Origin of the sequence: Mycoplasma phocoenae, from assembly GCF_012934855.1 — a bacterium.
Lineage (GTDB): Bacteria > Bacillota_I > Bacilli_A > Mycoplasmatales > Metamycoplasmataceae > Metamycoplasma > Metamycoplasma phocoenae.
Genome location: NZ_CP051481.1, coordinates 359,841 through 380,446, shown reverse-complemented (window position 1 = coordinate 380,446; position 20,606 = coordinate 359,841). Strand labels below are relative to the sequence as shown.

Annotated in this window: 17 protein-coding genes; 2 read left to right on the top strand and 15 right to left on the bottom strand. The window is 29.5% G+C overall.

Features of this window, described 5'->3' with window-relative positions; genetic code table 4:
• Positions 1 to 12 precede the first annotated feature (12 nt).
• The 12 genes from deoC to HGG69_RS01520 all read right to left on the bottom strand — a co-directional run bounded on the left by deoC (position 13) and on the right by HGG69_RS01520 (position 10,047).
• Positions 13 to 681, bottom strand: coding sequence for a deoxyribose-phosphate aldolase (gene deoC / locus HGG69_RS01575; RefSeq protein ID WP_169605059.1), 669 nt, complete (start codon positions 679 to 681; stop codon positions 13 to 15).
• 8 nt (positions 682 to 689) lie between these two features.
• Positions 690 to 1,985, bottom strand: coding sequence for a thymidine phosphorylase (locus HGG69_RS01570; protein WP_169605058.1), 1,296 nt, complete (start codon positions 1,983 to 1,985; stop codon positions 690 to 692).
• A gap of 2 nt (positions 1,986 to 1,987) precedes the next feature.
• Positions 1,988 to 2,698, bottom strand: a complete 711-nt coding sequence (gene deoD, locus HGG69_RS01565; RefSeq protein WP_169605057.1) for a purine-nucleoside phosphorylase — start codon at positions 2,696 to 2,698, stop codon at positions 1,988 to 1,990.
• Between the two features lie 117 nt (positions 2,699 to 2,815).
• Positions 2,816 to 3,553 (bottom strand): DNA-processing protein DprA, encoded by a 738-nt coding sequence (locus HGG69_RS01560; RefSeq protein ID WP_169605056.1) that lies wholly within the window; start codon positions 3,551 to 3,553, stop codon positions 2,816 to 2,818.
• A gap of 71 nt (positions 3,554 to 3,624) precedes the next feature.
• The gene (locus HGG69_RS01555; protein WP_169605055.1) at positions 3,625 to 3,978 is read right to left on the bottom strand and encodes a F0F1 ATP synthase subunit epsilon; all 354 of its coding nucleotides are present in this window, start codon (positions 3,976 to 3,978) and stop codon (positions 3,625 to 3,627) included.
• Positions 3,978 to 5,414, bottom strand: a complete 1,437-nt coding sequence (gene atpD, locus HGG69_RS01550; protein ID WP_169605054.1) for a F0F1 ATP synthase subunit beta — start codon at positions 5,412 to 5,414, stop codon at positions 3,978 to 3,980. Before atpD ends, HGG69_RS01555 begins: the two co-directional genes overlap by 1 nt.
• 11 nt (positions 5,415 to 5,425) lie before the next feature.
• Positions 5,426 to 6,277 carry an ATP synthase F1 subunit gamma gene (gene atpG / locus HGG69_RS01545; RefSeq protein WP_169605053.1) on the bottom strand — a complete coding sequence of 284 codons (852 nt, stop codon included), beginning with the start codon at positions 6,275 to 6,277 and terminating at the stop codon, positions 5,426 to 5,428.
• Between the two features lie 2 nt (positions 6,278 to 6,279).
• Positions 6,280 to 7,842 (bottom strand): F0F1 ATP synthase subunit alpha, encoded by a 1,563-nt coding sequence (gene atpA, locus HGG69_RS01540; protein ID WP_169605052.1) that lies wholly within the window; start codon positions 7,840 to 7,842, stop codon positions 6,280 to 6,282.
• A 10-nt stretch (positions 7,843 to 7,852) separates the two neighbouring features.
• Positions 7,853 to 8,386, bottom strand: coding sequence for a F0F1 ATP synthase subunit delta (locus HGG69_RS01535; RefSeq protein WP_169605051.1), 534 nt, complete (start codon positions 8,384 to 8,386; stop codon positions 7,853 to 7,855).
• 3 nt (positions 8,387 to 8,389) lie between these two features.
• A complete protein-coding gene (gene atpF, locus HGG69_RS01530; RefSeq protein WP_169605050.1) occupies positions 8,390 to 8,932 on the bottom strand; it encodes a F0F1 ATP synthase subunit B in 543 nt (180 codons plus the stop codon).
• 13 nt (positions 8,933 to 8,945) lie between these two features.
• Positions 8,946 to 9,230 carry an ATP synthase F0 subunit C gene (gene atpE, locus HGG69_RS01525; RefSeq protein ID WP_169605049.1) on the bottom strand — a complete coding sequence of 95 codons (285 nt, stop codon included), beginning with the start codon at positions 9,228 to 9,230 and terminating at the stop codon, positions 8,946 to 8,948.
• Positions 9,231 to 9,246: 16 nt separating this feature from the next.
• A complete protein-coding gene (locus HGG69_RS01520; RefSeq protein ID WP_169605048.1) occupies positions 9,247 to 10,047 on the bottom strand; it encodes a F0F1 ATP synthase subunit A in 801 nt (266 codons plus the stop codon).
• 618 nt (positions 10,048 to 10,665) lie between these two features.
• On the opposite strand from HGG69_RS01520, the gene HGG69_RS01515 reads away from it, so the two are divergent.
• Positions 10,666 to 12,798, top strand: a complete 2,133-nt coding sequence (locus HGG69_RS01515; protein ID WP_169605047.1) for an ATP-dependent Clp protease ATP-binding subunit — start codon at positions 10,666 to 10,668, stop codon at positions 12,796 to 12,798.
• Between the two features lie 43 nt (positions 12,799 to 12,841).
• Here HGG69_RS01515 and HGG69_RS01510 read toward each other — a convergent pair whose 3' ends face one another.
• The gene (locus HGG69_RS01510) at positions 12,842 to 15,214 is read right to left on the bottom strand and encodes a phosphoketolase family protein (RefSeq protein ID WP_169605046.1); all 2,373 of its coding nucleotides are present in this window, start codon (positions 15,212 to 15,214) and stop codon (positions 12,842 to 12,844) included.
• Positions 15,215 to 15,352: 138 nt separating this feature from the next.
• On the opposite strand from HGG69_RS01510, the gene cdd reads away from it, so the two are divergent.
• Complete coding sequence (gene cdd, locus HGG69_RS01505) at positions 15,353 to 15,757, top strand: cytidine deaminase (RefSeq protein WP_336508878.1); 405 nt, start codon at positions 15,353 to 15,355, stop codon at positions 15,755 to 15,757.
• 61 nt (positions 15,758 to 15,818) lie between these two features.
• Here cdd and HGG69_RS01500 read toward each other — a convergent pair whose 3' ends face one another.
• On the bottom strand, positions 15,819 to 18,314 hold the full coding sequence (locus HGG69_RS01500; protein WP_169605045.1) for a valine--tRNA ligase: 2,496 nt from the start codon (positions 18,312 to 18,314) through the stop codon (positions 15,819 to 15,821).
• Positions 18,314 to 20,605 (bottom strand): hypothetical protein, encoded by a 2,292-nt coding sequence (locus HGG69_RS01495; RefSeq protein ID WP_169605044.1) that lies wholly within the window; start codon positions 20,603 to 20,605, stop codon positions 18,314 to 18,316. The genes HGG69_RS01500 and HGG69_RS01495 overlap by 1 nt, the downstream gene beginning before the upstream one ends.
• Position 20,606: the final 1 nt, after the last annotated feature.

Genomic DNA, 20,606 nt, shown 5'->3' with positions numbered 1-20,606 from the left:
TGTCCTTATTTTTTAATAATTTGATTCTGTTTTTTCAGTTGGATTTGAAAATATTTGCACTGACTTACTCATTCCAAATCTATTTGCTCCAAGTTTTGCCATTTTTTCCATATCTGCATATGATTTAATACCACCAGCAGCTTTGATTAAAAGTTTATCTCCAGCTACTTTTTTCATTATTTCAATGTCTTCAAATGATGCTCCACGGTAAGAAAATCCAGTTGATGTTTTAATAAAATCCGCTCCTGATTGCATAACTATTTCAGTAGCTTTTTCAATTTCTCAATTTGTTAATAATGCTGTTTCAATAATTACTTTCAATACTTTTTTACCGCATTCAGATTTCAATGCTTTAATTTCGTTTAAAACATAGTCATATTGGCCGTCTTTAAAACGTCCTATGTTGATGACCATATCAACTTCTTCAGCACCGTGACTTATTGCTAATTTTGTTTCAAAAACTTTAGCTTGAGTTGACATTGAACCCAATGGAAATCCAACAACTGTACAAACGATTGTATCAGTGTTTTTTAATTTTTCCACAGCGTGTTTTATTCATGATGGGTTTATGCAGACACTTTTAAAGTTATATTCTTTAGCTTCTTTAATTAAATTATCAATATCTTTTTGTGTTGCTTCTGGTTTCAATAAGGTATGATCTACCATTCTATTATATTGCATAGTTACTCCTAATTAATTTTCTTTAAAACTACTGGATTTTCAATAGTTTCTTGATTTATTTGATAAGCATTTTTTAAATCTTTAATTATATTTTTATCAATTTCTTTTGAAGAATATAAAGTGAATAATATATCACCTTTGTTTACAAACTCATTTGTAATTTTATTTAAATAAATACCTGCTTCGTTATCAATCAAATCTTCTTTAGTTGCTCTACCGGCACCTAATTTCATTGCACAAAGACCAAACTCAAGTGCGCTTGTGATTTCTAAATAACCTGTTTTGTCTGATTGAATTTCTATTGAGTAAGCAGGTTTTCATCAATCGCTTTTCAAAGTGTCTTCAATATCGCCGCCTTGTGCGGTTACTCATTCGCAGAATTTTTTGAAAGCAGCTCCTGATGATATTGCTTGATCAATTAATTCGTTGGCTTCTTCAATCGTAGACGCAAGATTCGAACCTTTAATTAATTCTGAACCTGATGAATAAATTAATTTTGTAAATTCTTTAGGTCCTTCGCCTTTTAATGTTTGAATAGCTTCCAAAACTTCATTTTTATTCCCGATCGCTCTACCTAATGGTTGTTGCATGTTTGTTATTTCAACTATAACTTTTCTACCTAAATTTTTACCAATTTCAATCATTTCTTTACCAAGTGCTGTTGCTTCTTCAACGGTTTTCATAAATGCTCCTGAACCGCATTTAACATCTAATAAAATCACATTTGAACCTGTTGCTAATTTTTTTGACATTATACTTGATGCAATTAAAGGTATTGATTGAACTGTTCCAGTAACATCTCTTAACGCATAAATCAATTTATCCGCTGGAACTAACTCTTTATCCTGCCCCACTATTGCTATTTTGTGTTTTTTAACCACATCTTTAAATTTTTCTTCAGATAAAACAACATTAAAACCTTTGATTGTTTCTAGTTTATCAATAGTGCCACCTGTTTGAGCCAAGCCTCTACCACTCATTTTAGCCATGGTTAAACCAACAGCCGCTAATAATGGGCCCAAAACTATTGAGACCTTATCACCAACACCACCTGTCGAATGTTTATCAACAATAGTTGTATTTAAAAAACTTCAGTCTAGTACTTTTCCTGAATTCATCATCGATTCAGTTAAATAAGCTGTTTCTTTTGAATTCATGCCGTTTAATCTAACTGCCATTAAAAAAGCTGCCATTTGATAATCTGGAATATTTTTGTTTGTAAAATTTGAAACTATAAATTGAATTTGCTCTTTGGACAATTCTCCTTTATTTGCTTTTAATTCAATCAAATCTGTCATTCTCATTATTAAAAACCCTTAGCAAGTGAAAGTGAAAGTTCCATCATTTTTTCAAACGCTTTTTCTCTTTCTTCGCTTGATGTAAATTCTTGAGTTACTAAATTATCGCTAACAGTTAATAAGCAAGCGGCTTTTTTATTTAATTTTTCAGCTACTGTGAATAATCCATAACTTTCCATTTCTACACAAGCTGAATTACCTGAACGTTTTCTTCTTTGTTCTGCACTTTCAGTTGTATAGAATGCATCTTCTGAGTGTACACGTTCTAAGCTAACTGGAATGTTTAATTCTTTTGCGTTTTTTAAGATTAACTCGTTTAAATCTTTAGTTGGATAAATAATGTTTGATTCATCATTTAAAAATGCTTTACGGAATGAAGTATTTTCTCCGTAACAACTTTCAGCTAATACAACATCGTATAAGTTTAATTCTTTAACATATGCTCCTGTCGAACCAATTCTTACTATTGCTTCAACTCCATAAAAGTTGAATAATTCGTAGGCATAAATACCGATTGATGGTACACCCATTCCCGATGCTGCCACTGTAACTCTTTCCCCTTTATATGTTCCCGTATACATTAACACGTTTCTAACGTTTGAAACAAGTTCTGGGTTTTCTAAAAATTTTTCTGCAATAAATTTTGCACGTAATGGATCTCCTGGCATTAAAACTAGTTTAGCTATTGATCCTTCTTTTGCATTTATATGTGGTGTCATTTATTCTCCTTAAGTAATTTATTTTAATAAATTTTAGCACATTAAAAAATCTATTAGGGATATTAATGAATTTACTGGATTTTTTCAATTCAAAAAACGCTTTATTACCAATGCAAATTAAGCAAATCCGGTAATGATTTTAGCCCCTTGTTCAATTAAGTAATTTGTTCAGTTTTGATAGTCATTAAATACATTTGGAAATGCATAAATGTCTTTACCTATGTCTAAAAAATCATTGATCATTTTATTTAAATTACTATTTTTCGTTATTGAATAAATAATTAATTTGTCGCTAATGGCACTAATTAATCTATTAGCCATTTCGGTATATTTTTTGTTGCTTTTTACTGCTATGGGAACTTCAGTAATATGTAGTATATTTACTGAATTAAACTGAAAATATTTGTCATTTTCATTTATCCCGGAAGGATGAATCATAATTATTTTCATGTTATTTTTTATAAAATAATCCAATACTGTTTTGTTAGTATAATTTGACGAAAAAGTAACTAATGTTATGTTGTTATCTTTATTGATTTGGCTTAGTGTTTTAATAATGTAATCATTGTTTTGATCATCCTTTAAATCTCCTGCTATGGATAAAAATATCGAATCATTAAGTAAATTTAAATCACCTTTATAAAACAAAGTAAATGGAGGTTGATAAACATTTTTTAATTTGTTTGGATATTGATTATCAAGAATTGTTAAATGCTGTAGGCCCATTTGTTTCAATATTTTGTCATATTTTACAATTTCTTTTTGTTCTATTATTTCCTTCGAGTGAAAATCTTGAAATATTTTACGTCAATCGCCGTTGTGTTTAAATGTAAAGTAAATAATAAATTTATTCATTCTTCTCCTTTGTTAATAAAAGTAAAAAAACAGAACATAAATAAAAAAAAATCGGGAAAAACCCGATTAAATTATTTTTTCGCAATTGAACGTTTCAGTTTTGTTTCTTCAATAAAACTAAAGTTGCTATTATCTGAAGGTTTAAATTTGATTTCTTCAAGAGCCTTGTCACTAATGTTATTTACGATAATGTCGATTTTATCGTCTTTAGCGTGAACAATTCCTTGATTTATATAATAAGTTTTTTGGTTATTATTTTCTGAAGTTACAAACATTTTAGACGCTACTAAAGCAGCCATAAATTCAGTGCCATTAGCTTGTAATCCTATATAACCTTCAGTAGTTTTTACTGTTACAATGTTTGTTTCTGTTTCTAAATAACTTCCTGTTGGAGTCGTTATCGTTAAATAAACTTTATTAGCCATTATTTTTTGCTTCTAGCAACTACTTCTTCAATTGAACCCGCATATAAGAAATGTTCTTCAGGCAAATTATCGTGTTTACCATCTAATATTTCTTGGAATGAGTGAATAGTTTCGCTTAATTTTATGAATTTCCCTGGATATCCAGAAAATTTTTCCGCAACAAAAAATGGTTGCGATAAGAAGTTTCTAATTCTTCTTGCTCTTGCTACAACTTTTTTATCTTCTTCTGATAATTCATCCATACCCAATATGGCGATAATATCTTGTAATTCTTTAAAACGTTGTAATATACTTTGCACTCCTCGTGCACATGTGTAATGTTCTAATCCAATTATTTTTGGATCTAATAATCTTGAGTTAGAGGCTAGAGGATCGATTGCAGGATAAATTCCTAAAGCAGCAATGTTACGGTCTAAAACTGTCTTAGCATCTAAGTGGTTGAATGTTGTTGCAGGAGCTGGATCGGTTAGATCATCAGCTGGAACATAAACGGCTTGTACTGAAGTAATTGAGCCACGTTTAGTTGATGTAATACGTTCTTGTAAAGAACCCATTTCAGTAGCTAATGTTGGTTGGTAACCTACAGCTGATGGCATACGTCCTAACAACGCTGAAACTTCTGAACCTGCTTGAGTAAATCTGAATATGTTATCAATAAATAACAATACATCTTGATTTTCACGATCTCTAAAATGCTCAGCCATTGTTAATGCTGTAAAGGCAACACGCATACGAGCTCCAGGGGGCTCATTCATTTGTCCAAATACCAAAGCGGTTTTATCTAATACTCCACTGGCTTTCATTTCGTGATATAGATCATTCCCTTCACGTGTACGTTCGCCAACTCCAGCAAAGACTGAAATACCACCGTGCTGAGTTGCAATATTATTAATTAATTCTTGAATTAAAACTGTTTTACCAACTCCGGCTCCACCGAATAAACCAATTTTTCCACCTTTAACATAAGGCATTAATAGGTCAATGACTTTTATACCTGTTTCCAGTATCTCTACAGCTGATTTTTGATCTTCATATGAAGGCGCTGCAGCATGTATAGGCATATAATCAACATCTGAACCATCTCAAGGTTTTAAATCAATAGGATCCCCTAAAACGTTAAAAATTCTTGATAATACCGCTTTACCTACTGGCACAGAAATTGGTGCATGAGTATCATAAACTTTCATACCTCTTCTCAATCCGAATGTTAAATCCATTGATATCGCCCTTACTGTGTCGTTACCAATGTGTTGAGATACTTCGAAAACATATTTCTTACCTTCGTGATTTAAAACTAAAGCATTGTTGATAAAAGGCATATGACCTGGTTCGAATCTAATGTCTACAACAGGTCCTAAAATTTGAACAATATGTCCTGTATTTATTTCAACATTATCAGATAATAATACTGAATTATTTTGTTCTTTTTTATCCATTTTATTCCTTTCTATGATGATGAACCACTAATGATTTCAGTAAGTTCTTCAGTAATTTTGGCTTGACGAGTACGGTTGTAGCTTAATTGAAGTTTTTTGATTAATTCTTCTGCATTATCAGTAGCGCTTTCCATTGCTGTACGCCGTGAAGACATTTCTGATAATTTTGAACTTCCTAAAGCTAAATACATTTCAGCTTCAAAATACATACCAAATGAACTAGCTAGAATATAACTTGGGCTCGGTTCATAAATCGACAAATCAATTTTAGGAACTTCGCTAGTTTGAGTTTTTTCTTTTATTGGATATATTTGTTTTATAACAGGATTAGTTGTGATGCTATTAATATACTCAGTATAAATAATATTTACATCTTTTACATAGATCTCCTGAATAGTGTCGTATATTTTTTTTGAAATAACTTGAGCTAATGAATATTCTAATGTATCGCCTATTTTAATAAATGATTGAATAATTTGATTATCGTATTTTTTAAAAGCATTTAACATTTTTGAGCCAATAACAATCATTAATGAATCTTTATTAATATTTTCTTTAACTAATTTAACCAAGTTCGCATTATAAGCACCGCACAAACCTAAATCGGATCCAATTATGATATATAAAGATTTGGGTACTCCGTTTTTACTTCCTTCAACATTAATAGTTTTTTCAATTTCTTCACTATGAACCATTAAATTATCAAAAATGCTTTGTACACGATCATAATAAATTTTTATTTTATCGTAATCGTTTTTCGTTCTACCTAATTTGGCTGTTGCAACTAATTCCATTGCTTTAGTTATTTTTTTAGTTGTCGTTACTGAATCAATACGGTGTTTAATATTTAATAAATCTGCCACAATTAATCTTTCGGTATGCTTGGATGAGCATTTTTATCATAATTTGGTATTTTATTAATATAAGTTTGAATAAAGTTTTTAATAACTTCTTTTAATGAACTAATTATTTCATCATCAAATGCTTTTTTGTTTATTAATTTCAATCTCAATGATTTTGCTGTTTTGTCTTGTTTAAAGAACGATAAGAATTGATTTTTAAATTCATTTATGTTTTCTTTAGGTATAGGGTTTGTTAAACGATATTTAATACAGAACAATAATAGCGATTGATCAATTTGATTTATTGGTTGACCTTGTGGTTGTTTTAAGAATTCATAAACTTTTGCACCGTGATCAAGTATTGATCTTGTACTTTCATCTAAGTCAGAACCGAACTGAGCAAAAGCTTGCATTTCATTATATTGAGCCAATTCTAGTTTTAATGAACTTGATACTTGTTTCATGGCTTTAATTTGTGCTGCTCCACCAACCCGGCTAACACTGAAGCCAACATCAACTGCCGGACGTTGCCCTGAGTTAAATAAATCTTCTTTAGTAAAAATTTGACCATCTGTAATTGAAATAACGTTGGTAGGTATATAAGCTGAAATATCTCCAACTTGTGTTTCAATGATTGGTAAGGCTGTACATGATCCACCACCATTTTCGCTATTTAAACGTGCTGAACGTTCTAATAATTGTGAATGTAAGTAAAATACGTCCCCTGGGTAAGCTTCTCTACCTGGAGGTCTACGTAATAATAATGACAATGTACGATATGCAACTGCATGTTTAGTTAAATCGTCATAAACTATTAAAACATCCTTCCCTTTTGACATTCAGTACTCAGCAATAGTTACTCCAGTATAAGGAGCAATATATTGAAGTGGTGCGCTTTCAGATGCTGACGCATTAATAATTGTTGTATATTCCAATGCATCATCTTTTTTTAGTTGTTCAACAATTTGAGAAACTGTTGAATTTTTTTGACCTATTGCAACATAAATACAATGTATGTTTTTACCTTTTTGATTTAGTATCGCGTCAATCGCTATTGATGTTTTACCTGTTTGACGATCACCGATAATAAGCTCACGTTGTCCTCTACCAATTGGCACCATTGAATCAATAGCAATAATTCCAGTTTCCAAAGGTTGGTCAACAGATTGACGTGTCATTATTCCTGGCGCTACTTTAAAAATTTCACTTGTTAACTCAGCATCAATTTTTCCTTGTCCATCAATAGGATTTGCTAACGCGTCAACAACGCGACCAAGTAATTCATCACCAACTGTTGTAGATATGACTTTGTTTGTTCTTTTAACTTCTGAACCTTCAGTTAACTTGTTAGTATCACCCATAATAACAACACCAACAAGTTCTTCTTCTAAGTTTAGAACCATTCCATACACATCGTTACCCATGTCTAATAATTCACCCAATTTGGCATTATCAAGACCTGAAACCAATGCAATACCGTCTCCCAATGTTACAATCTCACCGATTTCTTCAGTTGAAATAACTTTTGCAAAGTTTTTAATTTGTTTTTTAATTATTGCACTAAGGTCATTTGGTTTTAATGGCATTTGTCCTCCTTTATTTTAATATTGAGTCTTTTAATTTATTTAATTGATTTAGTATTGTGTTATCAATCACAATATCATCAATTACGATTTTTACTCCACCTATAATACTTTTATCTATTCTGTTTTTTAGAATTAGATTGAAATTAAACATAATTGAATATTTTTGAGTAAATTGCTCAATTTCTTTTTCAGTAAGTGGCGTTGTAGAGAAAATAGTTCCTCTTTTGATTTTTTTAGCTTCATAATAAAAGTTTCTGAAAACTTCGTAAATGTACACAATTTTAGTTATCATATGCTCTTTTGATAGTATCTTAATAAAATTAATAATCAATTGATCATTACCACTGAAAACATTGTCAATCATTTTATATTTGTCTTCATTTGGTATTGAATAAGAGTTCAAAACTTTAGCAAAATCAGGTTCATCTCTAAATGCTGATGTAATCTTTTTGAATTGAATATAAAACTCATCAGTTTTGTTTTGCTCTGTGGATAGTTCAAAAAGAGCGATTGCGTAATTTTGGATTTTTTCTTTTTCTAACATGTTTTATGATGCCTCATCTAATAATTGTTGAATCATTTTTTTATTTTCTTCGTCCTTTATTTCGCGACCGATAATTTTTTTAGCAATTTCAATAGCGTTTTCAGTGATAATACGTTTTTCTTCTTTTTCAAAATCACGTCAACCTTTATTGATTGAAATATTTGTTTGTTGAATCATGTGTTCTGCTTTAGCCTTTGCATCTTTTGTTAAGACGTCAACGATTTTTTCTCCATCAATTTTAGCATCATGGATGATCATATCTGCTTTTCTATATGTTTCGATTAATGATTCGTTTGCTTCGTTTTGAAGTTCAATAGCTGCTGTTTTAGCTTGCACTGAATCATCAATATTTTTTTGTATAAATTCTTGTCTTTTTTTCAAAGCTTTTTTAACTGGTTTATATACTAAAAAAGTTAAAACTAGAATTGTTACAACAAAAGAAATAATTGTAAAAATAAAATAAGGTAATTGAAATGCAAAGTTTGTGAAGACATTTTTTAATTCTTCATTAACTCCGCCTTCACTCATTAATTGAATATGTGTCATTTTTAATATATTTCTATACGAAAATAATTAGCAATGCGATAACGAAACAATAAATAGCACATGTTTCAATGATTGAAAGCCCGATGAACATTGTAGAGTTAAGTTTTGATTTAGCTTCAGGGTTACGTCCAATTGCTTCCGCAACTTTAGCAACTGCAATACCTTGACCAATACCTGCTCCTCCAGCTCCTAACATTGCTAGTCCTGCACCAACTAGTGCTAATCCATATGAAAGCCCGTTGCTTCCAACTTCTTTCGCTTTTGACGCATCAAATGCGTTTACAATAATATCATTCATTTTATCTCCTTTAAAGTTAATTGTTTTGACTTGTTTTTATAATGTTTTTCATTTTGTTTCTAACTTGTTTTTTTGACTCATTTTGCTCAGTCTGCGCCATCGATAACGTTCAATAACTTATCGATAAAACAACAAACACAAAAGCCTGCAGAATTGAATCAAATAAATCGAAATATAAACTTAATCAAGGAATAATAAGTATTGATATCAAGTTTATTTGTTCCCCGGTTGATCCACTTGTAAATCCGAATATAGAACTTCATATTCATGTTAAAAATGCTTCGAGCAAGATAACTAATAAAGCTCCACCGGAAATGTTACCAAACATACGGAATGTTAAACTTAATATCGGAGTTACTTTTCCGATTCAGTCTAAAGGATTTATTCATTCTTTTCAATATTTCAATTTGTGAGTGCAAGCTCCTAGAATAATAGTTCCTATTCATGTTATCGCAGACAACGTGAATACAGCTGTAATCGACATTGCAATAGGCGCTAACCCAAAAATTGAAAGCATATTTCCAATTGCTAAGAAAGTGAATAAACTAAAGAAATAAGGAGCGGTTTTTGTAAGTCGTCCTTGAGATCCTTGGTCCGTCATATCATCAATGAACATAATGTACTGTTCAACAACAATAATTAACTTTGAAGGTGCTCTTTCAACTTTGGAACGCTTCGCATAAACAAACACTAATATTGAAAATGCAACAATTAGAATTGTTAAAAATATCAAACTAATTAATGGGTTGTTTTGCGGTAAATCATTTCCTCAAGCTGAATCATCATTCAAAGCTCAATGCCCAAATAATTTATCCATTTTTCTCCTTTCTTTTTGAAAATATATACATTGTTATCCCGGTAATTAATAAACTAAATATCACGGTACTAAATGCGGTTATATAACCATAAATATTGACTGGATATGTAGCTAAATTACTATTGGGAAATCCATATTTTGCGAATACTTTGTTTATTAAAAATATGTATAAGCAGCAAATAATCGTAATTGCCAATTCACATCAAAACATCATAATTATTTTGATTGTTTTTGGTTGCTTATTGGGTTTTAAAGATGTTCTCACAACAATTATGTGTCATATTTGAATAGTAACATAGTTGATCAAACCAACGATAAATCCTCAGTAATACGAATAATCTCATATCGAATAAATAGAAAAAAACACTAAAAGAATAGTGATTATCACTATTTGAGAATATATAAATGTTTTTTTAATATTCAAAGTCTTATTTAACATATTTTTACAAGGTTAAAAACCTTATTTTAATTTTACCACCATATATTAGTAATTAAAGGTTAAACTACAAAATGCAATTTAATTTGCTAAAACCTGTAATAAAAAAATTAATTATTATTTGGCACTCTTTGATTTAGAGTGCTAAAATATAGATATATCATTAAATTTAAGGAGGCAAAATGAACGCAAAATGACAAACAAATTTAGAAGGTAAAGAAGTATTAAGGGAATACGGTAGAGACTTAATTGCTCTTGCCAAGGAAAACAAATTAGAACCTGTTATTAATCGTGATGAAGAAATAAGAAGATTAATTAGAATACTATCTAGAAAAACTAAAAATAATCCAGTTCTCGTTGGTGAACCAGGCACTGGTAAAACCGCTATTGTTGAAGGGTTGGCTCGTAAAATTGTGGAAAAACAAGTTCCTAATGATTTATTGAATAAAGAATTATGAGAAATAGATTTAAGTGCTATGATAGCTGGAGCTATGTATCAAGGCCAATTCGAAGAAAGGCTTAAAAAATTAATTGATGTTGTTGAAAAAAGTGAAGGTAATATTTTATTATTCATTGACGAAATACATATGCTAGTTGGAGCTGGTAAAAACAATCAAAGCGCAATGGATGCTGCGAATATTTTTAAACCATTAATGGCTAGAGGTATATTACATTTAATTGGTGCAACTACTAATGATGAATATAGACAATATATTGAAACTGATGCAGCATTAGAACGTAGAATGCAAAAAATTTATGTTAATGAACCGACTGTTGAAGACACCATAACAATATTAAGAGGTATTAAAGAACGTTTTGAAGCATACCATGGCGTTAAAATTACGGACCAAGCTTTAGTTGTGGCCGCACAATTAAGTGATAGATATATTACTGAGCGTTTTTTACCAGATAAAGCTATTGATTTAATTGATGAAGCGGCAGCAACAATAAAAACAGAAATGAATTCACAACCTGAGGAATTAGAGATTGCAAGTCAGCATTTAGCAAGAGCAAAAATGGCTAAACTTGCTATTGAATCTGATGATAGTAATCCTCAAGAAAAAAACAATAAATTAATTGAATTAAATAAGGAAATTACTGAATTAGATACTGAAGTAAAACGTTTAACAAAACAATGAAACAATGAAAAAGAATTATTTAACACAATGTCAAATATAAAAGACGAAATAGATTATTTAAAAAACAAACAACAATTACTTTTAGGAGAAGGTAAATACACGGAAGCTTCCAAAATAATGTATGGTACATTACCTTCATTAGAAAAAAAACTCGAAGAAAATGAATTGAAAATTAATAACTTAAATTCTAAATTAGTAAAAGAAAGTGTTGATGAAGATGAGGTTGCAGAAATTGTGGCCAAATGAACAAAAATACCTGTAGCTAAATTATTAAAAACCGAAATTAATAAAATATTAAATTTAGAAAGTGAATTAAAAGAAAATATCAAAGGACAAGATAATGCTTGTCATTTAGTGTCGCAATCAATTTTAAGATCAAAAGCTGGAGTAAATGATCCTAGACAACCGCTAGGTACATTCTTATTTTTAGGACCCACTGGGGTAGGTAAAACTGAACTTTCAAGAAAATTAGCTTCAGCTTTATTTGATGATGAAAATAAATTAATTAGATTAGACATGTCAGAATACATGGAAAAACACACTGTGTCTAAATTAATTGGATCGCCTCCCGGTTACATTGGTTTTAATGAAGGGGGACATTTGACAGAATTAATAAGAAGAAATCCTTATTCAATAGTTTTATTTGATGAAATTGAAAAAGCTCATCCGGATGTTTTAAATATTTTATTGCAAATTATGGATAATGGTAATCTTACTGATTCGAGAGGAAAATTTATAAACTTTAGAAATACAATTATAATAATGACTTCTAATATTGCATCAACATTAATAGCTAATAAAAAACATAATATGGAGATAATAAAAAAGGAATTATTAAAACATTTAAGACCTGAATTTTTAAATAGAATTGACAATTTAATAGCATTTGATGCACTAACAAAAGAAAGCATTCACCAAATTGTTGAATTAGAGCTAAATAATTTAGCAAAAAGATTAAAAAAACATAACAATTACTACATTGAATTTACAAATGATGTTATCGACAAAATTGCGAATGATGGATACAATTATGACGATGGCGCAAGAGTTATAAAAAGATACATTAAAGAACATATAGAAAATCTTTTAGCTGTAGCTATATTAAAAAATGAAATCCATCCTGAAGAAAAAGTGAAATTAAAAATATCAAATAACGAATTTGTGTTAGATTTATAAAATAAAAAACAAGCTGCGTAGTACAACAGCTTGTTTTATTATTCTATTTTAACGGGGTTCATTTTCAATTTTTAACTTCATCAATGTCGGTACCGTATTCAAGAATATATTCGTTGTGGTATTTAATTTTGTCAGTCATCTGTTCAATAAAAGCTTCTTTGTTTTTTAAAGCAACTTCTTTTGCTGCAGTAACCGCCATATGGAAACGGTCCATTTCAGACATTACACGAATGTCAAATGTTGTTGTGATATCTCCATTTTCACGATATCCGTGGATTTTAATATTATGGTTTTCACGTAAAAAGAAAATATCTCTAATTAATGCTTCGTATCCGTGAAATGCGAATACAATTGGTTTGTTTTTAGTAAATATTTTATTAAATTCTTCGTCAGATAATCCTCTTGGATCAACTGATGGGTGGCGTAATTTTAATAAATCTAAAACGTTAACATATCTAATTTTTAAGTTTTTATCTCAAGCGTTAATTAGATTAATTGAAGCTAGTGCTTCAATTGTTGGTTCAGTACCTGCAGAAACAAATATTAAATCTGGTTCTTCATTTGGTTTTGTATTTGATGCTCAGTCAATAACTTTCAATCCTTTTTCAACTAATTCTTCTGCTTCTTCAACAGAAAAGAATTGATCTCTTACTTGTTTTGACGCAACTATTAAGTTAATAACATTTCTATCGGCAAACGCTTTAGAAGCTGTTGCTAATAAACAGTTAGTATCCGCAGGTAAGTATTCACGAATGTATTTAGGATCTTTGTCTGCTAAATGACCTAAAATACCTGGGTCTTGATGTGTATATCCGTTATGATCTTGTTGAAATGCCGTAGAAACCGCCATAATGTTTAATGATGGATAATCATTTCTTCATGAATATTCGTCAGCTTTTTTCAATCATTTTTGATGTTGAGTAATCATTGAGTCAACAACCCTTAAAAATGCTTCATAGCTTGCGAAAAATCCATGACGACCTGTTAATACATAACCTTCTAAAAATCCTTCAGCTTGATGTTCTGATAATTGCGAATCAATGATTCTACCGTATGGCGACATAAATTCATCTAGTTTTGAATCAATTCTTTCTAATCATTGGCGTTTTGTAACTGCAAAAATTTTATTCAATCTATTTGATTTTGTTTCATCAGGACCAAAAACACGGAAATTATTTGGGTTGTCTTTAATAATTTGAGCAATATATCCACCAAATTCAATCATATCTTGTGCTTTTAACTCGCCTGGTGTTTCAAATTTTAATGCAAAATCTTTTCAGTTATTCAATACTAAATTTTGAGGATTTATTCCACCGTTTGTTATTGGGTGAACGCTCATTCTTTTTAATCCTTTTGGACTAATTTGACGATATTCATCTTTGAATGTACCATTTTCATCAAATAATTCATTAGGTCTATATGAAAGTAATCAGTTTTTTAATTTATCAGCATATTGAAAATTTGCACTCGATACTGGGACTGGTACTTGGTGTGAACGGAAACTACCTTCTAATACTTCATTATTTCATTCAGCAGGCCCTGTTCATCCCTTTGGTAAACGAGCGACAATAACTGGTCAATTTGGTCTTGTTGCTTCTTCTGGTTTTTTAGTTCTGGCTTTAGTTTGGATACTAATTATTTTTTCAATAGCTTCATCCATTTTTTGAGCCATAATTGGGTGCATTTTAATAGGATCATTACCCTCAATAAATATCGGATCTCAACCCAAACCATTAAAAAATTGGGTTAATTCTTCATCAGTTTTACGCGAAAGAATTGTTGGATTAGAAATTTTCCCACCATTTAAATAAAGAATAGGTAACATGGCTCCATCAGTAACTGGGTTAATAAATGAGTTAGAGAATCATCCGGCTGACAATGGCCCTGTTTCAGCCTCTCCATCCCCAATAACGGTTGCTGCAATAACATTAGGATTATCTAAAATAGCCCCAACCGCATGAGAAATTGAATAACCTAATTCCCCACCTTCATGAATTGACCCCGGTGTTTCTGGTGCTGCATGAGAAGCAATTCCGCCTGGGAATGAAAAGTTTTTAAATAACTTTTGCATTCCTTTTTGATCTTGAGTAATTTCAGGAAATAAATCTGAGTAACTACCGTCAAGATATGAGTTAGAAACCATAACTTGCCCACCATGTCCTGGCCCTTCAATGTAAAACATATCTAAATCATATTTGTTTATAACACGGTTTAAATGAGCATAAATAAAGTTTTGACCTGGTATTGTTCCTCAGTGACCTATTGGATAAATTTTAATATCATCCGCAGTTAATTCTTCTCTTAATAATGGATTATTTCTTAAATAAATTTGACCAGCAGATAAAAAGTTTGCAGCTCTAAATCATCCGTCTAATTTATCAAAATATTCTTTTGTTGAATAAATGTCTTTTTTCATATTTTGCTTTCTCCTTTATATTAGTATTTATATTTTATAACATTATTGAACTATGTAAGGGTTTTTATGAATATATAAACGATGACAATATTATTGTTTAATTGTTTTTAATAAATATGTATTTGCTAAAATAATACTATGAAAATAAATATAAACGAATTAAAAGAAAAACTACAGTATTCATATTGTCCTTATTCAAAATTTAGAGTTGCAGCTGTTGCTATTGACGAAAATGACAATAAATATTACGGAGTTAACGCGGAAAATATAGCGTTTCCAAGTGGTCTTTGTGCTGAAAGAAGTGCATTGTTTGGTTCTGTAGCTTATGGAGCTAAAGTGGGGACATTTAAAGAAATCCATATTATATCATCAGGCAAAACAGTAATTTATCCATGTTCAGGATGTAGACAAGTTATGCTAGAATTTATGAAGCCAGACTCATTAGTGTATTGTTACGATTCAACTGGAGAAAACTATTCAGTAACTACTTTAGAAGAACTGAATCCACATGGAATATGACCTTCCACAATTGAAATTAAATAAATTTTATACTAAAAAACTGACTTGTTTAATTAGAGTTAATCTAATTTAAGTCAGTTTTTTATTATTTTAATTTGTTCAACTCTTCGATGTATGTTGCTTTTTGAGTATTGAATAAATTCAGTTTTTCTTTTGTTTGGGTAACTTTTTCAGGGTTTGCTTTTTCTACAAATTTTGGATTATTCAACATTTTTGAAACAAAGTCAATGTCAATCTGAATATCTTCTAATAATTTAGTTAAGCGTTCAATTTCTAAATCTTTAGTTTCTTGATCCATAACAATGTTAATTGTGAAATTTGAACATTGAATCAAGTTATCGTTGTTTTCTTTCATTGTGCAATTAGTTAATTTCGAAATTATTAAATAATCTTGTTCACTTAAGTTTGTTAATGATGTTTGGAACAATAGTTCTTTTGATTTTGAAATATTTTTTGATTCACGGTATTTACGTAATTCAGAAATTAATTCAACAACTGTATCTGTTTTATTTTCTAATGAAATTGGTTGTTCAATGATGAATTCTTGTTGTTCTAATAAGTTTTTATTATACATTAATTCAAATAAGTAATCTGTGGTGAATGGTAAAAATGCATGCATCAAAAATAATATTTTTTTGAAAATGTTTTTTATGAGTGCATTATTCTTTTTGAATTTAGCAAACTCTAAGTATCATCCACTAAATTCATTTGCGATGAATTTTTGAATAATTTTATATACAACTGTGAATTCATATTTATTCATATTAATATCTAATTGAGTTTCGAATTCATTTAATTTTTCAAGTATTCATAAATCATAATTATCAAAACTTTGAGTATCATTTTCAATTGTTTCCAATGAATTTACGTATCTTGCAATGTTTCAGAATTTGTTTATAAATAATTTAGCAGCTTCTAATTTTTGTGTACTGAAATTAATATCTTGTCCAGGTGTTGAATTGAACAATAAAGCAATTCTCAATACATCCGAACCATACTCGTCAATGACTTTCATTGGGTCAATACCATTGCCCAATGATTTGGACATTTTACGACCATTTTCATCACGCACTAAACCATGTATTAAAACATCTTTAAAGGGGATTTTATGTTGAAATTCGAGTCCCATGAAGTACATACGAGCTACTCAGAAGAAAATAATGTCATATCCCGTGACTAATAATGATGTTGGATAATAATGTTCGACTTCAGCATTACTTTGTGGTCAACCTAAAAATACAAATGGAGCCAACCCACTACTAAATCATGTGTCCAGTACATCTTCATCTTGTATTCATTCATCACCAGGGCTTGTTAATTGAACTTTAACTTCTTCGCCTTTATAATATGCAGGAATTCTATGTCCTCATCATAATTGACGCGATATGGTTCAATCATAAACATTTTCCATTCATGTTTTAATAACATCTTCAAAACGAGTGGGAAAGAATTTAACTTTTTCTTCAGTATTTAAATTATCTAAAATCATTTTAGACATTTTGTCCATCTTCATGAATCATTGTGGTTGAACTAATATTTCAATTACTTCACCGCTTCTTTCTGATATGCCAACATTCGATATTGTTTTTTCAACTTTGAGCAAGTATCCTGACTCCTGCATTTTTTGAGCAATTAATTTACGAGCTTCGAATCTGTTAATTCCTTCAAACTCATTTGCTAATGAGTTCATATTACCTTTCGAGTCGATACATTCATTAATTTCCAAATTGTTTTTGGTGATTATATCAATATCGTTAGTAGCGTGAGCACTAACTTTCATTAGTCCTGAACCGAACTCAGGATCTATATAATCATCGGTAATAATAGGTATTTCTTTATTTGTGAATGGATGTACAACTACTGATGAAAGGTATTTTTTATAACGCTCATCTGATGGGTGAAAAGCAATGGCAACATCTGATGGGATAGTTTCAATACGTGTTGTTGCTACTTCTAAAAATTCCTCAGTACCTTTTATTGGATATTTAATGTAATACATTTCTTGTTCAATTGGATTTGAAATAACTTCGATATTTGAAAGAGCAGTTTCTAAAACAGGATCTCATGATATAGCTCTCGTTCCACGGTATATTATTCCTTTGTTATACAAGTCCACGAAAACTTTTAAAACAGCTTCATTAGCATTCTGATCTAAGGTAAATCTTTCATGCGAGTAATCTAATGCCAAACCTAATGATTTTCACTGAGAATCAATTATTGATCCATATTTATTTTTTCACTCTCATACTTTTTCAATAAATTTATCTCTACCTATTTCATGTTTGGAAACACCTTGCTCCTGCAACAATTTTTCTACTTTTGATTGAGTAGCAATTCCAGCGTGGTCTTTTCCCGGTAAAAATAGTGTGTCAAAACCCCTAATTTTTTTATAACGAATCATTGTATCTTGCAAATAAGTATCCAAGGCATGACCAATATGTAATATTCCCGTTACATTAGGAGGAGGTAATATGATTGTAAACGGTCTTTTGGTTTTATCATGTTGTTCAAAAACTTTTGAATTAACTCATTTATCGTAACGACCTTCTTCAATTATTTTATGGTTAAAATTCTTTTCCATTATTTTCCTTTCTTGATAACAAAATTAGATATTTGTACGTCTTCAAAGTTAATTGAATCATTTATGTTTCTAATGGTGTTGTTTTGTGTTATTTTCTCGTATTCAATTAATTTACTCAAGTTATCATTTTTAACTTTTGATTTATCTATTCACAACATTAACTCATACAAATTACATTGTACAATATGACCTGGTTCCACTTCGTAAAAATCATCAGTAAAATTTGCTGGGTTATACAATAAATTTTTAGCACTTTCTTGTAAAACAACTTTCTGACCTAATGCTCTTTTAATATAAGGATGCACGGGATTATTCAATATGCAACTTGTTTTACCTTGTTCAACAATCTTATTGTTATTAAATATAATTGCGTCAGTACCGTAGTTTAGCGCCGTATTAACATCACGAATAAAATAAATACCTATACTGTTATTTTTGAATACGTAATTGTTCGTTTTACTTAAAACATATTTAATTGTCTCGACGCTTAATGCATTAATTTCAGGGCCTAGCACAACAATATTAGGATTTGTTAAAAATAAGCAAGCTAATTCAATGTCTATTATAGTATTGTATTCAATACCAATTAATTTTTTTTCAAGTAATATCTTGTTAATGTTTGCTTGTTCACAAACCTTATTTACATACTCAGTAAATAAAAATTTTTTAACAGTTTCTTCCGTTATATCTTGAGCCGTAAAAATCCTTAATAAATCTCGAAAATCTTTTAAATGTTCTGAAAAATATTCATACTGTCTAACAATATACTTGAATTTAAACATTAAATTTTTCACATCACATTCATTGTAATTTTTTGAATGCTTCAAATTATCTACTTCGTCACGAGTATTAAACATTGCAACTTTTAAAGTGTTTATTCATCTTTCTAAGTCAAGTTCATTTACTTTCAGTGATTTACTTATTGTGTTAATTTCACTTTTTAATTGGTTAGTTACTGCCTTATAATTTCATTCATAATTTAGTTTCATTTCCTTAAGGAGTAACTGATTATTTTTATATATTTCTGAGTTTTTCAGTCAATAAGGAACCTCTGTCTTATTAAAATAAGATAATAAGGATTTTATTATTGTGTTTAAATAAGTTGATTGTTTTAAAACAACATTAGATTTTGCAGAAGCGTTAATTATAAATTTATTTAATGATTCATAAACATAAATTTTTGCTTCATTTTTTATTTGTTGAGTAATTGATGGTCTACTGTATTTATTTTTAGGTATAAAAAATGTTTTAATATAGTCGTCTGCAATGTTATTGATTTCTTTTACAAAAAATAATAATTCGGTATGTTTTAAATTCACCAATGTTTTTGAGTGATTTAAAACAAATTTGTAAATACAATTGTATACTGAGTATCTTTTAAACGTGTCAATAAAAGCCGTTTTTTCTTTTGTTATTTTGTTTTTTTGCTTAAACGCATTCAAACGACCATTAACGCTTAATAAGCACCTTTTAAGTAATATTGTATTCATTATTAATTCTTGATTTTCATCCCTTTTAACAGTATTATTTGTATATTCTACATTTTTGTTTTCAGATCCAAAAGGTTTAAACATATTGTTTGATAAATGGATCAATTGATCTTTTTGTAAAAAAAGTTTATGTTTTTCGATTTTCTTTTCGTATTTACGATATTCCAAAATAATATCGTATTTTGCTTGGTGTACTTTCATTATTAAAGTGCTGAATAGAGTATTTAAATACTCAAGCCTTTTATCTAAATTTGTGATTTTATTGTGTTCGTTATTTTTTATTAAAACTTCAAAACCACTAAATAATTTTTCAATTTCGTCATTCAAACATGAATATGTTTTATTTTCAAAATCAACTTTTCGTTTGCGAAGAATCGGATTGTATTCTTTAATAACTTTTCAATATTTATTTAAAAAATCAACAGATAAATTTTCATTACGGTAATTAACTATGAATCTACTCATTAAAAATTGTCTCAATCTTAATGATTTTTGCTGAATTGTCAATGGTTTTTTAAATGCAAAATTTACTGAATTGTAATAATGAAAAATATTATTTATTTTTGTATTAATATTGTCGTCAACTAATATATCATTAAAAGCCAAAAATCCCTGATAAGGGATACTTTTTCTATTTTGACCTATCATTATGGTAAAGAGAGAATCTTCGATGCTTTTGTTATCTGAAACAATTGATAAAATTTTGTTTTGAGTTAATGAGAAATTTACATTATCAAAGTATAGAATTTTATCGGTTTTAGTAATACCTATTGATTCTAGTTTTAATTTATTTTTTGGCATA